This window comes from Nocardia sp. NPDC051911 (genome assembly GCF_040681035.1).
In the GTDB taxonomy this organism is placed as follows: domain Bacteria; phylum Actinomycetota; class Actinomycetes; order Mycobacteriales; family Mycobacteriaceae; genus Nocardia; species Nocardia sichangensis.
The window spans coordinates 150,519-171,278 of record NZ_JBFAXY010000002.1; the positions used below are offsets into that span (position 1 = coordinate 150,519).

General features: G+C 68.8%; 22 protein-coding genes. 13 read left to right on the forward strand and 9 right to left on the reverse strand.

Annotated features, from left to right (window positions below):
* The first annotated feature begins 81 nt into the window (after nt 1–81).
* The 3 genes from AB0L97_RS03645 to AB0L97_RS03655 are packed head-to-tail and all read left to right on the forward strand — an operon-like array spanning nt 82 to nt 3,395.
* On the forward strand, nt 82–795 hold the full coding sequence (locus tag AB0L97_RS03645; protein WP_355074922.1) for a response regulator transcription factor: 714 nt from the start codon (nt 82–84) through the stop codon (nt 793–795).
* Nucleotides 792–2,168 carry a HAMP domain-containing sensor histidine kinase gene (locus AB0L97_RS03650; RefSeq protein ID WP_355074924.1) on the forward strand — a complete coding sequence of 459 codons (1,377 nt, stop codon included), beginning with the start codon at nt 792–794 and terminating at the stop codon, nt 2,166–2,168. Before AB0L97_RS03645 ends, AB0L97_RS03650 begins: the two co-directional genes overlap by 4 nt.
* Nucleotides 2,169–2,225: 57 nt before the next feature.
* Nucleotides 2,226–3,395 (forward strand): hypothetical protein, encoded by a 1,170-nt coding sequence (locus tag AB0L97_RS03655; RefSeq protein WP_364424971.1) that lies wholly within the window; start codon nt 2,226–2,228, stop codon nt 3,393–3,395.
* An 82-nt stretch (nt 3,396–3,477) separates the two neighbouring features.
* Here the strand turns inward: AB0L97_RS03655 and AB0L97_RS03660 are convergent, their stop codons facing one another.
* From AB0L97_RS03660 to pdxH, 4 genes are all read right to left on the reverse strand, one after another.
* A complete protein-coding gene (locus tag AB0L97_RS03660) occupies nt 3,478–3,837 on the reverse strand; it encodes an FKBP-type peptidyl-prolyl cis-trans isomerase (RefSeq protein WP_355074928.1) in 360 nt (119 codons plus the stop codon).
* A 37-nt stretch (nt 3,838–3,874) separates the two neighbouring features.
* The gene (locus AB0L97_RS03665; RefSeq protein ID WP_083880375.1) at nt 3,875–5,188 is read right to left on the reverse strand and encodes a citrate synthase; all 1,314 of its coding nucleotides are present in this window, start codon (nt 5,186–5,188) and stop codon (nt 3,875–3,877) included.
* A gap of 191 nt (nt 5,189–5,379) precedes the next feature.
* Nucleotides 5,380–6,660: an MFS transporter gene (locus AB0L97_RS03670; protein WP_355074930.1), complete on the reverse strand. Its 1,281-nt coding sequence runs from the start codon at nt 6,658–6,660 to the stop codon at nt 5,380–5,382.
* A gap of 68 nt (nt 6,661–6,728) precedes the next feature.
* Entirely contained in the window at nt 6,729–7,421 is a 693-nt protein-coding gene (pdxH, locus tag AB0L97_RS03675; RefSeq protein WP_364424975.1) for a pyridoxamine 5'-phosphate oxidase, read from the reverse strand.
* A 121-nt stretch (nt 7,422–7,542) separates the two neighbouring features.
* Between pdxH and AB0L97_RS03680 the strand changes: the two genes are divergently transcribed.
* The gene (locus AB0L97_RS03680; RefSeq protein WP_364424977.1) at nt 7,543–8,691 is read left to right on the forward strand and encodes a citrate synthase 2; all 1,149 of its coding nucleotides are present in this window, start codon (nt 7,543–7,545) and stop codon (nt 8,689–8,691) included.
* A gap of 110 nt (nt 8,692–8,801) precedes the next feature.
* Nucleotides 8,802–9,674, forward strand: coding sequence for a polysaccharide deacetylase family protein (locus AB0L97_RS03685; RefSeq protein ID WP_364424979.1), 873 nt, complete (start codon nt 8,802–8,804; stop codon nt 9,672–9,674).
* A gap of 25 nt (nt 9,675–9,699) precedes the next feature.
* Here the strand turns inward: AB0L97_RS03685 and AB0L97_RS03690 are convergent, their stop codons facing one another.
* Nucleotides 9,700–10,338, reverse strand: a complete 639-nt coding sequence (locus AB0L97_RS03690; RefSeq protein ID WP_355074937.1) for a hypothetical protein — start codon at nt 10,336–10,338, stop codon at nt 9,700–9,702.
* Nucleotides 10,339–10,402: 64 nt separating this feature from the next.
* On the opposite strand from AB0L97_RS03690, the gene serC reads away from it, so the two are divergent.
* From serC to AB0L97_RS03705, 3 genes are all read left to right on the forward strand, one after another.
* Nucleotides 10,403–11,527 (forward strand): phosphoserine transaminase, encoded by a 1,125-nt coding sequence (serC, locus tag AB0L97_RS03695; protein WP_355074939.1) that lies wholly within the window; start codon nt 10,403–10,405, stop codon nt 11,525–11,527.
* A 210-nt stretch (nt 11,528–11,737) separates the two neighbouring features.
* Nucleotides 11,738–12,775, forward strand: a complete 1,038-nt coding sequence (gene sepH / locus AB0L97_RS03700) for a septation protein SepH (protein WP_364424982.1) — start codon at nt 11,738–11,740, stop codon at nt 12,773–12,775.
* A gap of 273 nt (nt 12,776–13,048) precedes the next feature.
* On the forward strand, nt 13,049–13,792 hold the full coding sequence (locus tag AB0L97_RS03705; protein ID WP_356963706.1) for a hypothetical protein: 744 nt from the start codon (nt 13,049–13,051) through the stop codon (nt 13,790–13,792).
* A gap of 27 nt (nt 13,793–13,819) precedes the next feature.
* On the opposite strand, the gene AB0L97_RS03710 is transcribed toward AB0L97_RS03705, so the two are convergent.
* Both AB0L97_RS03710 and AB0L97_RS03715 read right to left on the reverse strand, forming a co-directional pair.
* Entirely contained in the window at nt 13,820–14,119 is a 300-nt protein-coding gene (locus AB0L97_RS03710) for a DUF2537 domain-containing protein (protein WP_355074945.1), read from the reverse strand.
* Entirely contained in the window at nt 14,116–14,919 is an 804-nt protein-coding gene (locus AB0L97_RS03715) for an RNA methyltransferase (protein WP_364424985.1), read from the reverse strand. The genes AB0L97_RS03710 and AB0L97_RS03715 overlap by 4 nt, the downstream gene beginning before the upstream one ends.
* A gap of 111 nt (nt 14,920–15,030) precedes the next feature.
* Between AB0L97_RS03715 and AB0L97_RS03720 the strand changes: the two genes are divergently transcribed.
* The 3 genes from AB0L97_RS03720 to AB0L97_RS03730 all read left to right on the forward strand — a co-directional run bounded on the left by AB0L97_RS03720 (nt 15,031) and on the right by AB0L97_RS03730 (nt 17,100).
* Nucleotides 15,031–16,233, forward strand: a complete 1,203-nt coding sequence (locus AB0L97_RS03720; RefSeq protein ID WP_364424987.1) for a GNAT family N-acetyltransferase — start codon at nt 15,031–15,033, stop codon at nt 16,231–16,233.
* A gap of 37 nt (nt 16,234–16,270) precedes the next feature.
* Nucleotides 16,271–16,672 (forward strand): YccF domain-containing protein, encoded by a 402-nt coding sequence (locus AB0L97_RS03725; RefSeq protein WP_355074951.1) that lies wholly within the window; start codon nt 16,271–16,273, stop codon nt 16,670–16,672.
* A 200-nt stretch (nt 16,673–16,872) separates the two neighbouring features.
* Nucleotides 16,873–17,100: a hypothetical protein gene (locus AB0L97_RS03730; protein WP_355074953.1), complete on the forward strand. Its 228-nt coding sequence runs from the start codon at nt 16,873–16,875 to the stop codon at nt 17,098–17,100.
* Between the two features lie 48 nt (nt 17,101–17,148).
* On the opposite strand, the gene AB0L97_RS03735 is transcribed toward AB0L97_RS03730, so the two are convergent.
* A complete protein-coding gene (locus tag AB0L97_RS03735; protein WP_355074955.1) occupies nt 17,149–17,586 on the reverse strand; it encodes a MarR family transcriptional regulator in 438 nt (145 codons plus the stop codon).
* A gap of 116 nt (nt 17,587–17,702) precedes the next feature.
* Between AB0L97_RS03735 and AB0L97_RS03740 the strand changes: the two genes are divergently transcribed.
* Nucleotides 17,703–17,942 (forward strand): DUF2530 domain-containing protein, encoded by a 240-nt coding sequence (locus AB0L97_RS03740; protein ID WP_355074957.1) that lies wholly within the window; start codon nt 17,703–17,705, stop codon nt 17,940–17,942.
* 9 nt (nt 17,943–17,951) lie between these two features.
* On the opposite strand, the gene AB0L97_RS03745 is transcribed toward AB0L97_RS03740, so the two are convergent.
* A complete protein-coding gene (locus AB0L97_RS03745; protein ID WP_364424991.1) occupies nt 17,952–19,934 on the reverse strand; it encodes a neutral/alkaline ceramidase in 1,983 nt (660 codons plus the stop codon).
* A gap of 203 nt (nt 19,935–20,137) precedes the next feature.
* Between AB0L97_RS03745 and AB0L97_RS03750 the strand changes: the two genes are divergently transcribed.
* Nucleotides 20,138–20,755, forward strand: coding sequence for a TetR/AcrR family transcriptional regulator (locus tag AB0L97_RS03750; protein ID WP_228829715.1), 618 nt, complete (start codon nt 20,138–20,140; stop codon nt 20,753–20,755).
* The last annotated feature ends 5 nt before the right edge of the window (nt 20,756–20,760 follow it).

The following is a 20,760-nucleotide window of genomic DNA, read 5'->3' on the forward strand; positions in this document are numbered from 1 at the left end:
CCGGCGGGTCATCCCCTGGTTCCGAACGCGAGTCCGCGCGCCGACTCGCACGACCGAAGATTCACGGAGGCGGGGAGCAGAATGGACGACGTGACCTCGACCTCGAACCCGACGGTTCTCGTCGTCGACGACGACGAGGACGTGCTCGCCTCGGTCGAGCGCGGGCTGCGTTTGTCCGGCTTCCAAGTCCTGGTGGCCAGGGACGGCGCACAGGCGTTGCGCAGTGTGAACGAGAACGCGCCCGACGCCATCGTGCTGGACATGAACATGCCGGTGCTCGACGGCGCGGGCGTGGTGACCGCCTTGCGCGCGATGGGCAACGAGGTGCCGATCTGTGTGCTCAGCGCCCGCGCGTCGGTGGACGACCGCATCGCTGGGCTGGAGTCCGGCGCCGACGACTACCTGGTCAAACCATTCGTGCTGAAGGAACTGGTGGTCCGGATCAGGGCGCTGCTGCGCAGGCGGTCGGACGTACCAGCCCCCGCGACCCCGGGAGCGGTCGCCATCGGCCCGCTCGAGGTGGACGTCGCCGGCTACCGCGCGCTGCTGCACGGCCGCGAGATCGAACTCACCAAGCGGGAATTCGAACTGCTGTCGACGCTGGCCAGGAACGTCGGAGTGGTGCTGAGCCGGGAACGTCTGCTGGAACTGGTGTGGGGCTACGACTTCGCCGCCGACACCAATGTGGTGGACGTGTTCGTCGGCTATCTGCGCCGCAAACTCGAGGTGGACGGCACTCCCCGGTTGCTGCACACGATCCGCGGCGTCGGGTTCGTGCTGCGAGCGCCGAAATGACGGTGCCCGCCGCCGCACCGCCGAAAACCCGTCGGCGCCGATCGTTTTCGCTGCGCACCCGCGTGGCGGGCGCGGCAGCCGCGGGCGCGATCATCATCGTGACGCTGATCAGCCTGATCAGCATCCGCGCCATCGAGCGCAACAACGTGCGGCAATCCGACCAGCAACTCGACGTCGCGGCGCGAATCGTGCTGATCGAGCCGCAGATCGCCGTCCGGTTCATCAGCCTGACCGGCTTGAACAACAACATGGCGGTGACCGTCCGGGACAACGGCGAGGTGGTCGCGAGCACGCCCACGGAACTACCCGAGTTGCCCACCGGCTCCCGCACCGTGCCGGTGGGCGGCACCCCCTACCGGATCCTGACCACCACCGAGAAGCAGCCCGCGGGCCGCGTGGTCGCAATCGGCATACCCGCCGCGGACGCGGCCGAGGCCACCGCCGAGCAGCAACGATGGGTGCTCGGCGGCGCGCTGCTGGCCATCGCCGCCGCCGCCGGGCTCGGCTGGTTGCTCGCGGGCGCTGCGGTGCGCCCGATCGTCCGGCTCACCCGGCAGGTGGGCGCACGCAGCGCGTTTCCCGATCCGAGCAATCCGCAGGCGCCGGTGGAGGGTGCGGGCGTGCACGAGGCGGAGCAATTGGCCGACGCGGTGAACACCATGTTGCAGCGGGTGGACCAGGCGCAGGCGCAGACCGCCGCCGCACTGGAGACCGCCCGCGACTTCGCCGCCGTGTCCGCCCACGAACTGCGCACCCCGCTGACCGCGATGCGCACCGATCTCGAGGTACTGCGCACACTCGACCTGGACGAGTCGCAGCGGTCGGAGATCCTGGGCGACCTGCAACGCAGCCAGGGCCGGGTGGAGAGCACGCTCGCGGCGCTGGAGCGGCTGGCCACCGGCGACCTGACCAATGAGCGCGACCACGTCGCTACCGACGTCGGCGACCTGTGCGACCAAGCCGCGCACGATGCCATGCGGCACTTCCCCGGCCTGGTCGTGCGCATCGATTCCGACGCCGAGCTGGTCACCCGCGGCCTGCCCGCCGGGCTGCGGTTGGCGGTGGACAACGCGCTGGCCAACTCGGTCAAACACGGCGGAGCGACCGAGGCCCTGGTCTCGGCGCACCGTGCGCCCGACGGCCACATCGTGATCTCGATCGATGACAACGGGCGCGGCATCCCGCCGCAGGAGCGCGAGGCCGTCTTCGACCGCTTCTTCCGCGGCAGCCAGGCGAGCAAGGGTGGGTCCGGACTCGGCCTCGCTCTGGTCGCTCAGCAGGCCCAACTCCACGGCGGCCGGGCCTATTTCGACGCGGGTACGCTCGGCGGCATCCGCTTGGTCCTGGACTTACCAGAGCGGTCGGCAACTTAGACAACTCTCAGAGAAACGCCAAGGGGGGCGCCATAACTCGCGTTTAGGGTCTGCGGCGTGATCGGAAAACGCGCCCGCTGGGGCCTTCTCGTCGTCGCCCTCGTCGCAGCTGGAGCGCTCGGCGCCGGGCTCACCGCATGGACCGGGACGGATCGGGGGCCGACGGGGATCGCGCTGGTCAATGCCGATGCCGGGCCGACAGGGGCGCGCGTGGTCAAGGCGTTGCAGGACGCGGGCGGCTACGAATGGACCGCCGCGGCGCCGGGTGAGGCGAACACCGACGACTACGCCGCGGTGATCACGCTGCCCGCCGACCTCACGGCGTCTATGGGCACTTTGGCCGGGCCCGAACCGAAGCGGGCCAAGGTCACCGTGGACACGAACGAACACGCCGACGCCGACTTGGTGCACGGCGCGATGACCGCGGTGACGCACCGGATCGGCGCGGCAGGCGTCGACGCCGCGCTCACCGCCGTCGCACAGGCCAGGTCGCAGATGTCGCAGGTGCAGTTCAGCGCCCAGTTGCTCAACGCGGGCGTCGAGGCGGCCGCCGCGGGAGCCGACCAGTTCAGCTCCGGCGCAGATCAGTTGCTCGGCTTCCTGGAGTTCGCGAAATCCGGATCGGCGCAACTCACTTCGGCCATCGCGTTGCTGAACTCCACCGTCGACGGCGCCGCCGCGCAAGCGGGCCGGCTCGCCGCGGCCCTCGATTCGACCGGAATCACGATCGCGCAGGTGGAACGAACGGCGAACACGGTGAGCGGCGGACTCGACCAGATCCTGCCGCTGCTGCGCGCGCTGCCGTTCGCGAGCGACCCGGCACTCGCCGACATCATCGGGAAGCTGGAAGCGCTGCGCGGCGTGTCCGCGCAGGCGGGATCCCAGCTGACCGGCCTCGGCTCGCTCGTCGGCGGCGCGGTCGACCCCGACACCGATCTCGGCACCCTGCTCCGCACCGTCGTCGACCGCCTGACCAGCGCGAGCGCGCAACTGTCCGAAGGCGCGAAACTCGCCGAGGGCCTCCCGCAGCTCGCCGAACAGGGCGGCGCTCAACTGGTCGGCGCCATCGGCCAGCTCACCGGCGGTGTGAGCCAGCTACAGAACATCGTGCGCAACCTGAGCACGCAAACCGACAAGGCGGTGGCCGCGCTGCCGCAACGCAGCAGCACCCAGCAAGCAGCGCTGGCAGCGGCCCTGACCGACCCGGTCGAGATCGTCAGGAAGTAGATACGACGATGGCCCGTCTTCTTCTAAGAAGACGGGCCATACGCGAGCCATAAGAGGGCCGCGAACACGCGGCGCCGCCAGACTAGTTGGCGTTCAGCAGGTCGATCACGAAGACCAGCGTCTTGCCGGACAGGGGGTGACCGCCGCCAGCCCCGCCGTAGGCCAGCTCCGGCGGGATGGTCAGCTGACGACGACCGCCGACCTTCATCCCGGGAATGCCGTCCTGCCAGCCCTGGATCAGGCCGCGCAGCGGGAAGGTGATGGACTCGCCGCGGTTCCACGACGAGTCGAACTCTTCGCCGGATTCGAATTCGACGCCCACGTAGTGCACTTCCACGGTGCCGCCGGGCACGGCTTCTTTGCCCTCGCCCTCGATGATGTCCTTGATCACCAGCTCGGTGGGCGCGGGCCCTGCCTGGAACTCGATCTCCGGTTTGGTCATTCGGCTATCCCCTTCGATAGATGGTGGATGGATTTCGTCAGCGATTGTTGATCTCGCGGTAATCGCGAGCGCCGTAGCCGGTGTAGATCTGCCGGGGACGGCCGATCTTCAGCGGCTCGCTGTGCATTTCGCGCCAGTGCGCGATCCAGCCGGGGAGCCGGCCCATCGCGAACAGCACGGTGAACATGCGGGTCGGGAAGCCCATCGCCTTGTAGATGACGCCGGTGTAGAAGTCGACGTTCGGGTACAGGCGGCGCTCGATGAAGTAGTCGTCGGTGAGCGCGGCCTCTTCCAGGGCCTGGGCGATGTCGAACAGCTCGTCGTGGCCGCCGAGCTTGCTCAGGATGGCGTCGGCGTGCTTCTTGGCGATCGAGGCGCGCGGGTCGTAGTTGCGGTAGACGCGGTGACCGAAGCCCATGAGCTTCACCCCGTCTTCCTTGTTCTTGACCTTGCGGATGAACTCCTTGACGTCGCTGCCGCTGGCCTTGATGCCGTCGAGCATCTCCAGCACGGCCTGGTTCGCGCCGCCGTGCAGCGGGCCCCACAGCGCGTTGATGCCGCCGGACACCGAGGTGAACAGGTTGGCGTCGGACGAGCCGACCAGGCGCACGGTCGAAGTGGAGCAGTTCTGCTCGTGGTCGGCGTGCAGGATGAGCAGCATGTCCAGCGCCGCGGCGACCTCGGGGTCCACCTCGTAGGGCTCGGCCGGGAAGCCGAAGGTCATCCGCAGGAAGTTCTCCACCAGGCTCAGCGAGTTGTCCGGGTAGAGGAAGGGCTGGCCGACCGACTTCTTGTACGAGTAGGCCGCGATGGTGGGCAGCTTGGCCAGCAGCCGGATGGTGGACAGCTCGACCTGTTCGGGGTCGCGCGGGTCCAGTGAGTCCTGGTAGTAGGCCGACAGGGCGTTCACCGCCGAGGACAGCACCGGCATGGGGTGCGCGTTGCGCGGGAAGCCGTCGAAGAACCGCTTCAGGTCCTCGTGCAGCAGGGTGTGCCTGCGGATGCGGTCGGTGAAGTCCTCGAGCTGGGCCTGCGTGGGCAGCTCGCCGTAGATCAGCAGGTAGCTGACCTCGATGAAGGTCGAGGCCGCCGCGAGCTGGTCGATCGGGTAGCCGCGGTAGCGCAGGATGCCCGCCTCACCGTCGATATAGGTGATCGCCGACTTGGTCGGGGCGGTGTTCATGAAGCCCGGGTCGTACGTCACATACCCGGTGCTGGCCAGCAGCTTTCCCAGCTCGATCCCGTCGTTGCCCTCGGCGGCCCTGGTGACCGTCATCGGGAACTCGCCGCCGGGGTAGGAAAGGACCGGCTTGGCGTCGTCGTCGACGTTGATGATGTTCTCAGCGGGCACGGAAGGATCCCTCTCAGGCTAGAACCACAGGCACCGGCGCGGTGGCGCACGATGCGCTTGCCTCAACGCTAGCCGTTGGCCGACGCGGACAATACCGGAGGGTAGTCCTGCGGCGGCTCACAAACACGTCCCGGCGCGGTGAGGTCCGGTGGCTACCGCGAAACGCGGTCGCCGAGCGTTAGCACTGCACGTCACACGGCGATTTCGGCAGGAGCGCGACCGACACGGTAACGCGTGAAGGCCGGAAACGCGACCGCCGCGATCAGTACACCCACCACCACGAGCGCACCGCCGCCCGCCGCGGCTACAGCGGTACCCAGGCTCGCTGCCGCGAAACCGTGGGCAACATCACCGATGCGCGGGCCGCCCGCGACCACCACGGTGAACACCCCTTGCAGCCGCCCGCGCAGCTCGTCGGTGGCCACCGTCTGCAGCATCGTGACCCGCAGCGCGGCCGAGACCATGTCCACCGCGCCGCCGAAGGCCGAGCACACCAACGCAATCCACAGCCCGGCGCCGAGACCGAGACCGTGTCCGGTGAGCCCGACGGCGAGGCCGAAGCCGACCATGGCCAGCCCCCACAGCGCGATGCAGACCAGCACCGCGAAGCCCTGCCTGCGGATGCGCGGAATCCACCCGGAGAACACGCCGCCGAGCACCGCGCCCGCCGACATCGAGGCGAACAGCAGGCCGAGCGCGACGCCACCGGTCGCCGGGTCGCCGAAGGTCTCGTGCGCGATCTGCGGGAACAGCGCGCGCGGCATGCCGAACACCATGGCGATCACGTCCACCGCGAACGACGCCAGCAGCACCCGTTGCGTGGCGAGGTAACCGAAACCGTCCAGCACGGTGCGGAATCCGGCGCGGCGCACCGTTCCGGTCGGCGGCAACTCGGGCAGCCGCCAGACCGCCCACAACGTGGCCAGCAGCGCGACCGCATCGATCAGGTAGAGCGTGGCGAGCCCGACGACGGGAATGAGCACCCCCGCCAGCACCGGACCCGCGATGGCGCCGAATTGCATCACCGTCATGTTCAGCGAATTCGCGGCGGCAAGTTGGCCTTCCGGCAACAGGCGGGGGATGGTGGCGCTGCGGGTGGGCTGGTTCACCGCGAAGAACGCCTGCTGCACGGCGAACAGGCCGAGCACGAGCCACACGTTGTCCGCCCCTGCCACCGCTTGCAACCAGAAGGCCAGGGCGGTGAGGCCGGTGCCCGAGTTGGTGATCAGCAGGAGCCTGCGCCGATCCAGCACGTCGGCGAGCGCGCCGCCCCACAGGCCGAACACGATCAGTGGCACCAAGCCGAACAGACCGGCCAAGCCGACGTAACCGGAACTGCCGGTGATCTGGAAGATCTGCTGCGGAACCGCGACCACGGACAACTGCGCGCCGATCATGGTGACGATGCCCGAGCTCCAGAGGCGTCGGAAGTCCGGATTGCGCAGCGGAGTGGTGTCGGCGAGCAGTTTCACCGCCGCAGCGTAATCAGTCCTCCCCTCCGGATCGACGCGAGAATTCTCACGCCCGCGCTGGGAATACGTCAGGGCTGCAAGCGCTCGACCGTGGTCCCCGCGTCCTGGATCCGCACCCGGATGCGGTTGTGCAACCGGCCGCGCCGTCCCTGCCAGAACTCGACCTCGTCGGGACGGACCAGGAAACCGCCCCAGTGCGGCGGCACCGGGATCTCGTCGGTATCGGCGAATCGCGCGGTCGTCTCGGCCAGCGTGCGATCCAGTTCGGCCCGGGAGCCGATCGGCTGGGACTGGCGCGAGGCCCAGGCGCCCAGCTGCGAGTCCCGCGGCCTGGAACGCCAGTAGGCCACCGTCGTCTCGGCGGAAACCCGCTCGACCGCGCCGCGCAAGTGCACCTGCCTGCCCAGCGCGGGCCAGACGAAGGTGACCGCGGCATACGGGAGGGCGGTCAACTGAGCGCCCTTGGCCGAGTCGTAGTTCGTGTAGAAGATCACACCCTCCGGAGAGAGCCCTTTGCACAGCACCGTCCGCGCGACCGGCCGCGGCGTGCCGTCGGCCAGCGACACCGTGGCCAGCACCATCGCGTTGGGTTCGGCGATGCCGACCGCGGTGGCCTGTTCGATCCAATGTCGCAGCAGCGGCTCCCAGCCGCCGGCGAGCCAGGTCTCGTCCAAGTCGACGTCGTCGTTGCCGCCGTGCGGTAGGCCGCCGTAGTCGACCCGCATGGCCGCGAGATCCGATGAATTGTCCAGGTCACGCATGGGGCAGACGTTACTCTTCGGTAGCGGGGAGCTAAGGTTTTGATGATCGGCATGTGCTCGTCAAATCCGACAACTTCCCATCGGCGAGAACATGCGACCCAAGTGCAAGGAGAGTCGCGACATGACTACCAGCCCCGCGGTTTCCGGTGGGCAGGCCACCGTTCCCAGCGATTTCGTCAGTGGCCTCGAGGGCGTGGTGGCTTTCACCACCGACATCGCCGAACCGGACAAGGACGGCGGCGCGCTGCGCTACCGCGGAGTCGACATCGAGAACCTGGTCGGGAGCCGGGTGACCTTCGGTGACGTGTGGGCGCTACTTGTCGACGGATCGTTCGGGCGCGGTCTACCGCCCGCCGAGCCGTTCCCGCTCCCGGTGCACACCGGTGACGTGCGCGTGGACGTGCAGGCCGGGCTGGCCATGCTCGCGCCGATCTGGGGCTACCAGCCGCTGCTTGACATCGATGACGAGACCGCTCGCGAGAACCTGGCCCGCGCCTCGGTGATGGCCCTGTCCTACGTCGCGCAGTCGGCGCGCGGCATCTACCAGCCCGCGGTCCCGCAGAAGAAGATCGACGAGTGCACCACGGTCACCGAGCGCTTCATGACCCGCTGGAAGGGTGACCCGGACCCGCGCCACACCGAGGCCATCGACGCCTACTGGGTCTCCGCCGCCGAGCACGGCATGAACGCCTCCACCTTCACCGCCCGGGTGATCGCTTCTACCGGGGCCGACGTCGCGGCGGCGCTGTCCGGCGCGATCGGCGCCATGTCCGGCCCGCTGCACGGCGGCGCGCCCGCGCGCGTGCTGCCGATGATCGAAGAGGTCGAGCGCACCGGCGACGCGCGCGCGCTGGTCAAGGGCATCCTGGACCGCAAGGAGAAGCTGATGGGCTTCGGTCACCGGGTCTACCGGGCCGAGGACCCGCGCGCCCGCGTGCTGCGCGCCACCGCGAAGCGGCTGGCCGCGCCGCGCTACGAAGTCGCCGCCGCACTGGAGCAGGCCGCCCTGGCGGAGCTGCGCGAACGCCGTCCGGACCGCGCCATCGAGACCAACGTGGAGTTCTGGGCCGCGGTGATCCTGGACTTCGCCGAGGTGCCCGCGCACATGATGCCCGCCATGTTCACCTGCGGCCGCACCGCGGGCTGGTGCGCGCACATCCTGGAGCAGAAGCAGCTGGGCAAGCTGGTCCGCCCGGCGGCCATCTACACCGGCCCCTCCCCGCGCAGGCCCGAGGACGTCGAGGGCTGGGCCACGATCGCGCACACGTAGCGCGACCACAGCGTCACGACCGCGAGCCGGACGTGACGGCGGAAGCTGTTGTCCCGCCGTTGCGTCCGGCTCGCGTAGCATCCGGGAGGGGAAGCTAGAGGACTAGAGGGATGCTGGACGAAGGAATATCGAGGCGGCGGATGCTCGGCGTCGGCGCCGCTCTGGCCGCAGGATTCGCCGCCACCGGGTGCGGCACCACACAGAACACGGCTCTCACGCAGGCGCGCGCGTCGGTCGCGCCCGGCGCCACCACCGGGATGCGGGCCGCTCCGGTCTCCGCGTCCCTGGACGCGGGCACACCGGTCGCCGTCGCCGCCAGGCACGCCGGGATCTCGCCGAAGCGGTGGGGCGTCGAGATGGCGGGAATCACAAGTGCTTTCACCGCCGCGGGCAAACAGATGGCGCTCACTTTCGACGCCTGCGGCGGGACCGGCAACAACGACATCGACGAGTCGCTGGTGAACTTCCTGATCAGCGAGCGAATTCCGGCGACGTTGTTCCTCAACAAACGCTGGATCGATGCCAACCGCGCGCGTACCGCGCAGTTGGCGGCGAATCCGCTCTTCGAACTGGCCAATCATGGTGTGGCGCACAAACCGCTGTCGGTGAACGGCCGCGAAGCCTATGGCATCGCGGGAACCGCTTCGGCGCGGGAGGCGGCCGACGAAGTGTGGGCCAACCACGAGTTGCTCACCACGATCACCGGCAAACCGCCGCGTTTCTTCCGCGCGGGCACCGCGCATTACGACGACGTCGCGGTGTCCATCGTCAACGAATTGGGCGAAACCCCGGTCGGTTTCAGTATCAACGCCGATTTCGGCGCGACCGCGTCGGCCACTCAAGTGCAATCGGCGATGAATGCGGCCGCGCCCGGCGCTATTTCACTGGCCCATATGCATCGGCCGCGCTCCGGAACCGGAGCGGGGATGATCGCGGCGCTGCCGAAGATTCGCGCCATGGGTTTCACCTTCGTGCACCTGTAGCCGCTCGACCGTATTCGCCAGAGGTTTACTCCTCGAGCGAGGCGACCCAGTCGACGGCGACCGTGTCGCCGCGGTCCACTTCGAAGAAGGCGACCTCCAGATGCCTGCCCAGGTCGACCAGCCGGAGGGCGTGCAGCGGCACCGGCTGGACCAGCCGTACCCGCCACGGCTTGGGTTCGTCCCAGGCGCGCAGTTCGAGGTCCAGCCGCAGCACCGGGTCGTCACGACCGGAGTAGTCGGCCGCGACCGGCGCGGCGGCGAGCACGGTGGCGTCGGCGCGGCGGCCGTCGGCGAGGATCTTCGCGATGCTCGCCCGGCCCGCTTCTTCGAGGTCGGGCACGTACAGGACCAGGCGATCGCGGTCGCGCGGGTCCACCCGGCAGCACACCACGTCACCAGGCCGCATCCATTCCAGGTCCGCGTCCGGCACTCGCTGCCGCACCCGGCTCTCGTAGGGGAACTCGCCGGCCAGCTGCACGCGGACCCAGAACACGTGTCCCGGTTCGGTGCGGCGCGGACGCACGCCGAGGATCGTCGCGGTTCCCGCTTCCCCGCGGATCAACAACTCCCGCCGCATCGCGTCCGAGACCGTCGCGCCGCGCAGGCGGAGATTCCGCGCCCGCCGGCGCAGGCGCCACCCCGAGTTAGCTGACGGCATGCTCATGGGCGCTTACGTTAGCCGGAGTGTGGGCGTCGCCACAGCGACACCACCGACTACCCTGTTGGCCATGACCTCTGCGTTTCCGACCATTCCCGACGACCTCAAGCCCGCCGACGGACGGTTCGGCTGCGGCCCCTCCAAGGTGCGCCCGGAGCAGCTGCAGTCGCTGGTGAACGTCGGCGCCTCGGTGTTCGGAACCTCGCATCGGCAGAAGCCGGTCAAGGACGTGGTGGCGCGCGTGCGCTCCGGCTTGCGCGAGCTGTTCGGCCTGCCGGACGGCTACGAGGTGGTACTCGGCAACGGCGGCACCACCGCTTTCTGGGACGCGGCGGCGTTCGGCCTGGTCCGGGAGCGTTCGCTGCACCTGACCAACGGTGAGTTCAGCTCGAAGTTCGCCGCTGTCACCAAGGGCAACCCGTTCATCGGTGACCCGATCGTGGTCTCGGCGGAGCCGGGCAGCGCGCCGGAGCCGGTGTCGGACCCTTCGGCGGACCTGATCGGCTGGGCGCACAACGAGACCTCCACCGGCGTCTCCATCCCGGTGCGACGTCCCGCGGGCTCGGACCACGCGCTCATCGCCATCGACGCCACCTCCGGCGCGGGCGGCCTCCCGGTGACCATCACCGACGCCGACGTCTACTACTTCGCACCGCAGAAGTGCTTCGCCTCCGACGGTGGCCTGTGGGTCGCGCTGATGAGCCCCGCCGCGCTGGCGCGGGTCGAGGAGATCAAGGCGTCGGGCCGCTGGACGCCCGATTTCCTTTCGCTGCCGATCGCGATCGACAACAGCACCAAGGATCAGACCTACAACACCCCCGCGTTGGGCACCCTGCTGCTGTTCGCCGACCAGATCGAGTGGCTCAACAACAACGGCGGCCTGGACTGGGCGGTCAAGCGCACGCTCGACTCCTCCTCGCGCCTGTACTCCTGGGCGGAGTCGAGCGAATACGCCACCCCGTACGTCACGGACCCGGCGCACCGCTCGCAGGTGGTCGGCACCATCGACTTCGCCGACTCGGTCGACGCGGCCGCGGTCGCGAAGATCCTGCGCGCCAACGGCATCGTGGACACCGAGCCCTACCGCAAGCTGGGCCGCAACCAGCTGCGTATCGGCATGTTCCCGGCGATCGATCCGGACGACGTCAGCCAGCTGACCCGCGCCATCGACTGGGTCGTGCAGAATCTCGGCTGAGCGCCGCCTATTTCGGTCCGGAGTGCGCAACACGCCCGGGATCGACACGCCGCAGAATTAGCCATAGCGGAACGAACAGAGCAGATTAGCGGGGCACGGACGTCTCCGAGGAGATTTCCGTGCCGCGTGTCCTGCCCCATGAATCTCAGATGTGCACTACTGTTTCGGAAAGTGGGCGGTGTCGCGAGTCGACGCGATAAGGAGGTAACGGTGCGTGAACTTCGAGTGATCGGGGTGACGCCCGACTCCACGCACATCGTGTGTATCGACACCGAGTCCGGTCAGAAGTTCCGGCTGCCCGCCGACGACAAACTGCGAGCCGCCGCGCGCGGAGACCTTGCCCGATTCGGCCAGATCGAGATCGAAATGGAAGCAACTATGCGTCCCCGCGATATCCAGGCCCGTATTCGAGCAGGGGCCTCAGTGGAACAGGTCACCGAAGAATCCGGAATGCCGGCCAGTCGCGTCGAGCGATTCGCCTATCCGGTGCTGTTGGAGCGAGCCCGCGCCGCCGAACTCGCCCAGAAGGCCCACCCGGTCCGTCCCGACGGTCCCGCCGTCGACATCCTCATCGATGTGGTCACCGCCGCGTTCACCGCGCGCGGGCACAACATCGAGGGCGCCGAATGGGATGCCTGGAAGGACGAGAAGGGTTACTGGGTCGCCCAGTTGCAGTGGCAGAACGGACGATCCGAGATCGCCGCGCACTGGCGCTACCAGCCCGACGCGCACGGGGGTTCGGTTTCTCCGCTCGACGACCCGGCCTCCGATCTGATCGATCCGGATTTCGGACGCGCGCTGCGCGGACTGGCCACGATCGTGCCTCCGGAACCCGAGCCCGCGCCGCCGCAGCCGGAGCCGGTGGCCGAACCGCGTCCCGCCCCGGCCGCACCGCCCGCGCGCACCGCGAGCCGACAGAGCCAGCCGACGCTGGACGAGTACTACGAACAGCGGGCCGTCGCGGCCGGTGGCAGCGCCGCCGCGATCCCGCCGGGCAACGCCACGGCGCCCGCCGCGGCTACGCCTCCCGCGCCTCCCGCGGCCGCCGCCAACGCGACGCCTACCGCCGGTGCCGCCGCGCCACCGGCCGCCACGGTGGACACCCCCGCGCCGACGCCCGCCGCGCCCGAAGAGCCCGCGAAGCCCGCGGCCAAGGCTCCGGCGAAGCCGACGCGCAGCAAGCGCGGCAAGGCTCCGATGCCGTCCTGGGAGGACGTACTGCTCGGGGTACGCAGCTCGGGTCACTGAGCGCCGCCCGCCACCGCGGGTCTTCGTCGTACCGATCAGTCACGTCAGCGCGGTTCCAGGTACCCATCGCGGGACGCGTAAGCGCGCGAAATCAGTGGTCACGAACCGGCGTTCGCGGTGCGAAGCCGCACCGAGGCCGGTGCGGTGCGAGTAGATTTCGGTGTGGTCGACGACGAGCGCCGACGGTGACCGCAGCGATGCCGCGGCCTATGCCTTCGTGCGTTGCTCGAAGTTCGCTGAGTTCGATTCGTGCGACTATCGGGAGGTGCCGGAATGCTGTCCAAGGCTTGGTCGCTCTGGTACGTCGACGCACCGGACCCCCTGGCGGTACTGCGCGCGAACCACAACCCGGACCCCCAAGCCGCACTGGCACTGGCCAAGCAACTGCACCAGGACCGCGACGTGCAGCCGATCCTGGCAGGCACGCTGGCTGGTTGCGCGGGCCCGGCGATCGACGAGGTCTGCATCGGCTGCTTTCCGGGCGTGACGGTGCTGTGCTCGGCCCAGGCCGCGCGCATCCACCCGACCGAGATCCCGGAGTTGCTGGTACGTCCGCTGGCCTCGGAGCACACCTACCTGGTGTCGTTCGACGTCGAGCACGGCTGGGGCGCGTTCGCGCACTGGGAGCGCGGCGAGTTCCGCAGGTCGTTCAGCTCGACCCGGGTGTACATCCTGGAGGACGAGGGACTTCCGCTGGTATGGGAACGGTCCTACTGGGCCGGCGAGCATCCGGTGCGCTGGCGCGCGGGCGAACTGCCCGACCCTCAGTCGCTGCCGTTCGATCCGCCCGACTTCGCCGACGCGGCCAACAACGAATGGCTGGGTTTCCACTACCGCGGGGCCGCCGCATCCGGCGCGCTCGGCCCCGGGGACATACCTATCTGCAAGTTCGCACTGCACCCGAAGGGCAAGCTGCCCACCTCGGGGCTGCGCGGCTCAACCGACGGCGGGGCGCACACGACCTCGCGCAAGCGCGGCCTGTTCGGCTGGCTGCGCGGACACGACCCCGTCGGTTAGCCGCGTCGCCCCGCGGCACCGGCCGTGTCAACCGAATAGTCCGCCCAGCAGCAATATGACCCACCCGAGCAGCACGCCCGCCGCGCCGCCTCCGATCACCCACCGTGTCACCGGTGCGAAACGCCAACGCCATGCGGTGGGCGCGGCGCCGCCGGCCGCGACCAGATTCACCGCCACCGCGAGTAACGGATGCACTTCGGCCAGCGCGGCCCCGAAGGCATAGACCGCGACCGCCGACAGCAGCGCCACCAGGAACGCCACGGTGAGGCCCGCGCCCCACGGTGTCGGGTCCTGGTAGGACGGATACGGCCGGTACGGTCCGGTCACGCCGTCCTCACCCGCTCGTAGAACGCCATCGCGGCCGCGGTAGCCACATTCAGTGAATCGGTGCCCGGCGTCATGGGGATGCGCGCGCGGACGTCGGTGGCCCGCATGGCCTCCTCGGTCAGTCCCGGTCCCTCGGCTCCGAGCAACAACGCCACCCGCTCCCCCGTTATCGCCGCGGCCAGATTCGCCGCCGCCGGGTCGGGCGTGAGGGCGATGATCTGGAATCCCTTGCGCCGCAGTATATCCAGACCATCCGGCCAATCCGGCACGGATGCGAACGGCACGCGCAGCACATGTCCCATCGACACCCGGACGGCGCGGCGGTACAGCGGGTCGGCGCAGCGGTCGCCGAACAGGATCGCGTCGGCGCCGAGCCCGGCGGCGTTGCGGAACATGGCGCCGAGATTCTCGTGGTCGTTGACGCCTTCGAGCACCGCGACCGTGCGCGCCTTCTCGATCACCTCGTCCAGGCCGAGACCGGTGGGGCGGCGGGCGACGGCAAGCACGCCGCGGTTGAGGTGGAATCCGACCACCTCGGCCATCACCTCGGCCGTGGCGCGGTAGTACGGCACGTCGACGGTCACCAGGTCGTCGGCGAGTTCGGCGCGCCTGCGCTCCACTCCGAGCAGGGCGGTCGGCGCGAAACGCGAATCGAGCATGCGCTGGACCACCACGACGCCCTCGGCGATCACCAGCCCTTTGCGCCCGGGTAGATCGGGCCTGCGATCGGCCGACTTGAGATCGCGGAAGTCGTCGACCCGTGGGTCGGCGGGGTCATCGATGTCGATCACTTCGGCCACCGCTCCATCCTGCCGGGCGGCCGCGGCCGGGTCCGAATCGGTGTTCGCCGCGCGGTCGCGGACGGCGAAAATGCGGTGCGGGCAGGTACGCGGGCGTGGGATGGTCGAGGCATGACCCTGCCGGGAATCACCATTCGGTCGGCCACCGCGGACGACGCGGCCGCGATCACGACGCTGGTGGAGACCTCGTTCGGCACCCGCTACGACCCGGCCGAGGTGGACCCGAATCCGCTGCTGTTCCCGCCGGAGAACTCGATCGTCGCGGTCGAGGGTGGAGAGGTCGTCGGGCACACGCAGTCCACCACCATGACGGTGACCGTGCCCGGCGAGCGGACCGTGCGGGTGTGCGGCATCGCGAGCGTCGGCGTCGCACCGACGCACCGACGGCGCGGCATCCTCCGCGCCATGTACACCGAACAGCATCGGCGCGTCGAGGCCGACGGCTTGCCTCTGACCATGTTCACCGCGAGCGAGGGCGGCATCTACGGCCGATTCGGTTACGGTCCCGCGACACAGGAGAACGCGGTGGGCATCGAGCGGCGCTTCGCCGAATTCCTCCCCTCGGCACCCGATCCCGGCGGTGTGACGCTGCGCCCGCCGAGCGAGCTGCGCGCGGCGGCGGAGGCGATCTACGACCGATGGCGCAGGCTGGTGCCCGGCGCGCAGGTACGTCCTGCGGCGGCCTGGGACATCGTGTTCGATGATCCGCAACGCTACCGGGAGGGCGGGACCACCCTGTTCGGACTCCTGCACGCCGACGGCTACGCGCTGTATCGGTACCACGCGGACGGCAGGGCACGGACGGTGGAAGTCGCCGAGATGCGGACGGTCACGGCCGAGGCACACGCGGCCCTGTGGCGGGCCTTGCTCGGACTCGACCTGGTGCGACGGGTGGATGCCGTGCTCACCGACCACGACCCGCTGCCCTATCTGCTGACCGATCCCCGCCTGGTGCGCACCACCGCCCGCTACGACGGGCTGTGGCTGCGACTGATGGACGTCCCGGCGGCACTGACAGCACGCGCTTACGCGAGCGACTTGGACGTGACGCTAGAGGTGACCGATCCCTTCCGAAACGCGGGCGGCACGTTCGCACTGCGCGTGCGGAACGGAGAGGCCGAATGCGAGCCGACCGATCGCGCGGCCGATATCGAGCTGGGCATCGACGTGCTCGGCAGCATGTATCTCGGCGCGTATCCCGCGCGAGTGTTCGCCGCGGCGAACCGGTTGCGGGCGAAAGACGCCGCGCAGCTGCGTACCTTCGACGACGCCTTCCGCGCGGAGCGGGACGCGATGCTCGGTTGGTTCTTCTGACGACGCGCGGCGGGCCGCGGGCTGGCATGCTGGTCTCATGAAGCCGATTCAGCTGATCCTCAACATCCTGTGGCTCGTCTTCGCTGGATTCTGGCTGGCGCTCGGCTACATCGCGGCGGGGATCATCTGCTTCATCCTGATCATCACGATTCCCTTCGGCATCGCGTCGTTCCGGATCGCCGCCTACGTGCTGTGGCCGTTCGGCCGGACCACCGTGGAGAAGCCCGGCGCGGGCGCGGGCTCGCTGATCGGCAACATCATCTGGTTCATCGTCGCGGGGTGGTGGCTCGCGCTCGGGCATCTGCTCACCAGCATTCCGCTGTTCCTGTCGATCATCGGCATTCCGTTCGGCTGGGCGAACCTGAAGTTCATACCGATCTCGCTGTTCCCCCTGGGGCGGGAGATCGTGGACAGTGATCGGCCGTTCGGCGCGCAATAGCACCAGGTCCACCAGGGTTTCCATCGCTCGACGCCGTGGAAGAAGAGCTGCGCCATCTCGCGACGACACTGTGATCCGCATCACAGTGTGTTAACGAAATCACACCTCCGTGCGAAGGTTAGCTAGAAGGTAACTGATTTATTTCCAGTGCCCACAGCGTCCCGAGCGGGCGCCGAGCCGACCGCACGGAGGGCTCCACCATGACCGACCGAACCGCCCGCCGGGCCGACTCGGACACCGCGCCACTCGCGCCGATCGCGGTGACTTTGGGAGTGCTGCTGCTGATCGGCGCGGCCACCCAGCTCACACACCTGCCCCGATGGGCCGACGACTACGGAGTTCTGGTCTATCCGGCCTTCGTCCTGTGCCTGGCCATCGCGGGCGGCCTGCTGTGGTGGGGCGCCGGAATCATCCGGGCCAAGCGTTGATCCGAGCCTTCGGCGGCGTATGCGACGAACTCCGTTGCGGCCGTGGCGCTACTCGGATTCCGCGACGATCTGCTTCATGATCGCCACGGCACGGGTGAGCACGACGAGTTGGTCCTCGGTGAGCGTCGACAGCTGCTCGGTCATCCATGCCTCGCGGGCGCTGGCTTCGTCGGCGATGAGCGCGCGCCCCGCCGGGGACAGCGAGACGATGATCTGACGGCCATCGGTCGGATGCGGATTGCGCTCTACCAGATCCAGGTCGGTGAGCGAGGCGATGACGCGGGTCATCGACGGAGGCTGGACGCGTTCCTTGGCGGCGAGTGCCCCCGGGGTCATCGCGCCCTCGCGCGCCAACGTGGCGAGCGCGGAGAGTTGAGTCAGCGAAATCTGCGAGTCGGCACGACGGCCGCGCAGGTGTCGCGTCAGTCGAACGACCGCCAGCGAGAGCTCACCAGCAAGGGCTCTGACATCCGATGGCGTTGTCACAGTGGCAAACGATACGGGACCGAGGGCGGCCGGTCGCGGCTTCCCGCCATGGTGCGGCCACCTCGTCTTCGCGCGGGCGGCGGACTCCTCCGAGCCGGGCCGATTAGGCTTGACCCGTGACACAGAACGTCCCGCAGCTTCCGCCGCGCCTGACCGACCCGCGCCCCGTGCTCGCGGTCGGCAGCGCGCTGTGGCTGATCGCCACCGTGGTGGTGTGGGCGGGCGGCGACCGGTGGGCGTCGGCACGTCCGGTCTGCCTGATGGGCCTGGTGGTGGGGCTGATCGGACTGGTCATCTATCTGGTTCAGCGCCGCGGCGCGCGGCGCGGGGACAAGGGCGCGCAGACGGGCTTGTAGCCGACCTGGTTACCTTCGGACCAGCTCGAATTCGTCGGTTGTGCCGGTGAGCGGGTAGAGCGCGCCGCCGGGATCCAGACGGGTGGCGTAGTGCTGGAAGCGATAGCGTCCCGGCTCGGCGTCGAGAGGGATGTCCCAGGTGAACCGGGCCACCGACTCGGCGAGCCCGCGCTTGCTCCAGTGGTATTTCACCGCCCACTCGCCCTCGTTGGCCACCCGCACCCATTCGCCGGAAGCATTCCTGCGCTGCACTTCCAGGAACGTCCCGTTACGCCGATTGTCGTGTTTCGGGTGGGCCGAGACGAATTCGGCCAGCACTTGGTCTCCGGGACCGTAGGACGGGTGCGGTTGCACGAGCACGTCACCGAAGTCGCGACCCGGCGCGGCCGCGTCCGGACCCGCGCCCGGCTGGAAGTTCGGTTGCAGCTGGGACACATCGCGCGGGGCCGGGCCGCGCGGCACCGGTCCACGGGCGGCGAATGCCGTAGCCAGACGGGTGAACTCCTGCTGATAGGCGCACAGCGTGTAGCGGCCGAACAGCGTCGAAGCGCCCTCGTACTGCTGGGAGTCGTATTCCTCTGGCGTGGTGACGTATTCGTGGTAGGCGTTCGCGTATCCCTGCATGAGCACCTGCTCCAGCGGGACGCTCAGCGCCGCGGCGACAGCCTTGCGAATGCGCAGGCCCGACGTGATGGTGAACTCGCCGCCCGCGGCGGCCAAATAGAGCTCGCCGATGCGAACGAGCTGAATCGGCACCACATTCGGCACCCATGGCACCGGAGGCAGCAGGCCCAACGGCACCGCGATCGCTTTCGGCGCCTGCGCGTCCGCCAGCCAAACCGGCGCGGGCTGGGCCGGATCGCCGAGCGACTCGATAAACGGGTTGCGCACGCCCTCCGGGATCGGGCCGCCGGGCAGTCCCGGGCCGTCCTCGACGCTTCCCGCGATCAGCGAGACTCCCGCCGCGGCCGGTGCGGTGCGTCGCGGCAGGCCGTCCGGCGTGAAACGGCCGTCTACCGCGATGTCCGCCAGGTCGATGTAGCAGAGCGTCCCGTCGACCGGGCCGGAGATCGACCGGGCCTGGGCCACCGCTTCTTTCGACGCCGCGTACTGCCGCTCGCCGAGGATGCGGGTGTTCTCGAACTCGTCCTCGGTGGGACCGGAGCCTTGGCGCAGGTTCAGGTTCGGGGACATGTCACCGGCGTTGGTCTGCGCGAAGGCAGCGACGAACGCGGGCTTGCCGTCCAGGTAACGCACGCCGTGCTCGATGTGCTCGGCGGAGAACGCGGCGTAGCCCTTGTTGTCCGAGCTGATCAATCGGTTCGTGTTGGTCATGGACGTGTTGTGCGTGGCGAACCAGGTGATGGTCCCCGCCGTTCGCCCGCCCTTGCGCAAGACGAGAGTGGTCACCGCGGGGTCTATGGCATCCGGGAAATGCTGTTTGTCCGCAGGCGGATTGAGCTCCCAAGCCACGCGCGACCGATTCACACTCGCGTTGTGCAGCTCGGCGCGGCCGAGGGACAGCGAGCCGGGGCCGAGATCGGCGTGCGCGGCTGCGATCGCCTCGACGATCCCGTTCACCTCGGCGTCGTACACCTGCTGCTGGAAACCGAGGATGGACAGGTTATAGGCGTAGTCGTTGCTGGAGCCGCCGCAGGTCGCGTGCGAATGGGTCGATGTGAGCAGGACGTTCTGCTCGGTGTACAGGTCGCCGAAACGCCGGGCCAGTTCGGTCAGCACGCCGCGGTGGACGGACTGGAAGATCATTCCGTTCTCGGCGACCACGAAGACGATCCGCCGCCCCGCGCCGCCGATGATGAACGCCCGCGCCCGCGGGCGCAGGTGGATGCCCGCGGTCTGCTGCTCGAGCTGGGAGTAGCCCATCATCCCGCATTCGGCGGCCGGGCCGGTGATGTCGGAGAGTCCGACACCGATCTCGTAACCGCCGGGATCCGGTGCGGCGGCCGCCGGAACGCCGAGTGCGTCGCTCATCCCGGGCACCGTCGCGGCCGCGAGCGTGGCGGACCCGATCGCCGTCCGAGTCAGAACAGTTCGGCGTGACACCGGCATACCCGTCTCCTTCTGTCCCGATGCAGCGAACCACACAACTGGTCACTCGTCCAGTCCAGATTTTTTCCACCCTTGAATTGACTGCACGAGCCGTGGGCGCTTAACTCCCTTGGGTGTCCTCCCGATTGAGCGTCGAAGAACGACGGGCCCACCTTATCGAGGCCGCGATCGGCCTTGCCGAGAAAAAGGGTGTTGCGGGCGTGACCACGCGTGATGTCGCTCAGGCGGCCGGCGTCTCGCTCGGTGTGGTGCATTACTGTTTCGAAAACAAGGACGCGCTGATGACCGAGCTGGTCAAAGCGTTGTCGATGGAATTGCGCGATTCCGTCGACGCGAACGAAACGGTTTGGCAGGACGTCGGAAGTGGAAAAGAAGCCCTTCAAAAATTGATCCGCGCGGGTCTGGAACTGATGTGGCTGAACATTGAAGCCACTCCGGAACGACAGCTGCTCACTTACGAAACGACCACTTACGCGTTGCGCGAGGGCGAACAAACCCCGGCGAAACTCGCGATCGCGCGCGAGCAGTACAACTTCAACGACTCCACGGTCGCCGACATCCTGGAGCACGCGCGCGACGCGACCGGCAACACCTGGTCGGTCCCGGTGCAGACACTGAGCCGGTTCACGCTCAACGTCATCGACGGTGTGGTGCTGCGCTGGCTGGTTGACAACGACAGCGAGAGCGTGCGCGGACAGCTCGATCTGCTGAGCGAGATGCTCACGGGGTACGCGGCGCAGTAGCCGAG

Excerpts from the sequence above, each read along its gene's own strand:
- AB0L97_RS03720 (WP_364424987.1), top strand. The coding sequence starts at position 15,031 with ATGACCCTGCCGGGAATCACCATTCGGTCGGCCACCGCGGACGACGCG.
- serC (WP_355074939.1), top strand. The coding sequence starts at position 10,403 with ATGACCTCTGCGTTTCCGACCATTCCCGACGACCTCAAGCCCGCCGAC.
- AB0L97_RS03660 (WP_355074928.1), bottom strand. The coding sequence starts at position 3,837 with ATGACCAAACCGGAGATCGAGTTCCAGGCAGGGCCCGCGCCCACCGAG.
- AB0L97_RS03650 (WP_355074924.1), top strand. The coding sequence starts at position 792 with ATGACGGTGCCCGCCGCCGCACCGCCGAAAACCCGTCGGCGCCGATCG.
- AB0L97_RS03730 (WP_355074953.1), top strand. The coding sequence starts at position 16,873 with ATGACCGACCGAACCGCCCGCCGGGCCGACTCGGACACCGCGCCACTC.
- AB0L97_RS03705 (WP_356963706.1), top strand. The coding sequence starts at position 13,049 with ATGCTGTCCAAGGCTTGGTCGCTCTGGTACGTCGACGCACCGGACCCC.
- AB0L97_RS03680 (WP_364424977.1), top strand. The coding sequence starts at position 7,543 with ATGACTACCAGCCCCGCGGTTTCCGGTGGGCAGGCCACCGTTCCCAGC.
- AB0L97_RS03690 (WP_355074937.1), bottom strand. The coding sequence starts at position 10,338 with ATGAGCATGCCGTCAGCTAACTCGGGGTGGCGCCTGCGCCGGCGGGCG.
- AB0L97_RS03645 (WP_355074922.1), top strand. The coding sequence starts at position 82 with ATGGACGACGTGACCTCGACCTCGAACCCGACGGTTCTCGTCGTCGAC.
- pdxH (WP_364424975.1), bottom strand. The coding sequence starts at position 7,421 with ATGCGTGACCTGGACAATTCATCGGATCTCGCGGCCATGCGGGTCGAC.
- AB0L97_RS03745 (WP_364424991.1), bottom strand. The coding sequence starts at position 19,934 with ATGAGCGACGCACTCGGCGTTCCGGCGGCCGCCGCACCGGATCCCGGC.
- AB0L97_RS03725 (WP_355074951.1), top strand. The coding sequence starts at position 16,271 with ATGAAGCCGATTCAGCTGATCCTCAACATCCTGTGGCTCGTCTTCGCT.
- AB0L97_RS03685 (WP_364424979.1), top strand. The coding sequence starts at position 8,802 with ATGCTGGACGAAGGAATATCGAGGCGGCGGATGCTCGGCGTCGGCGCC.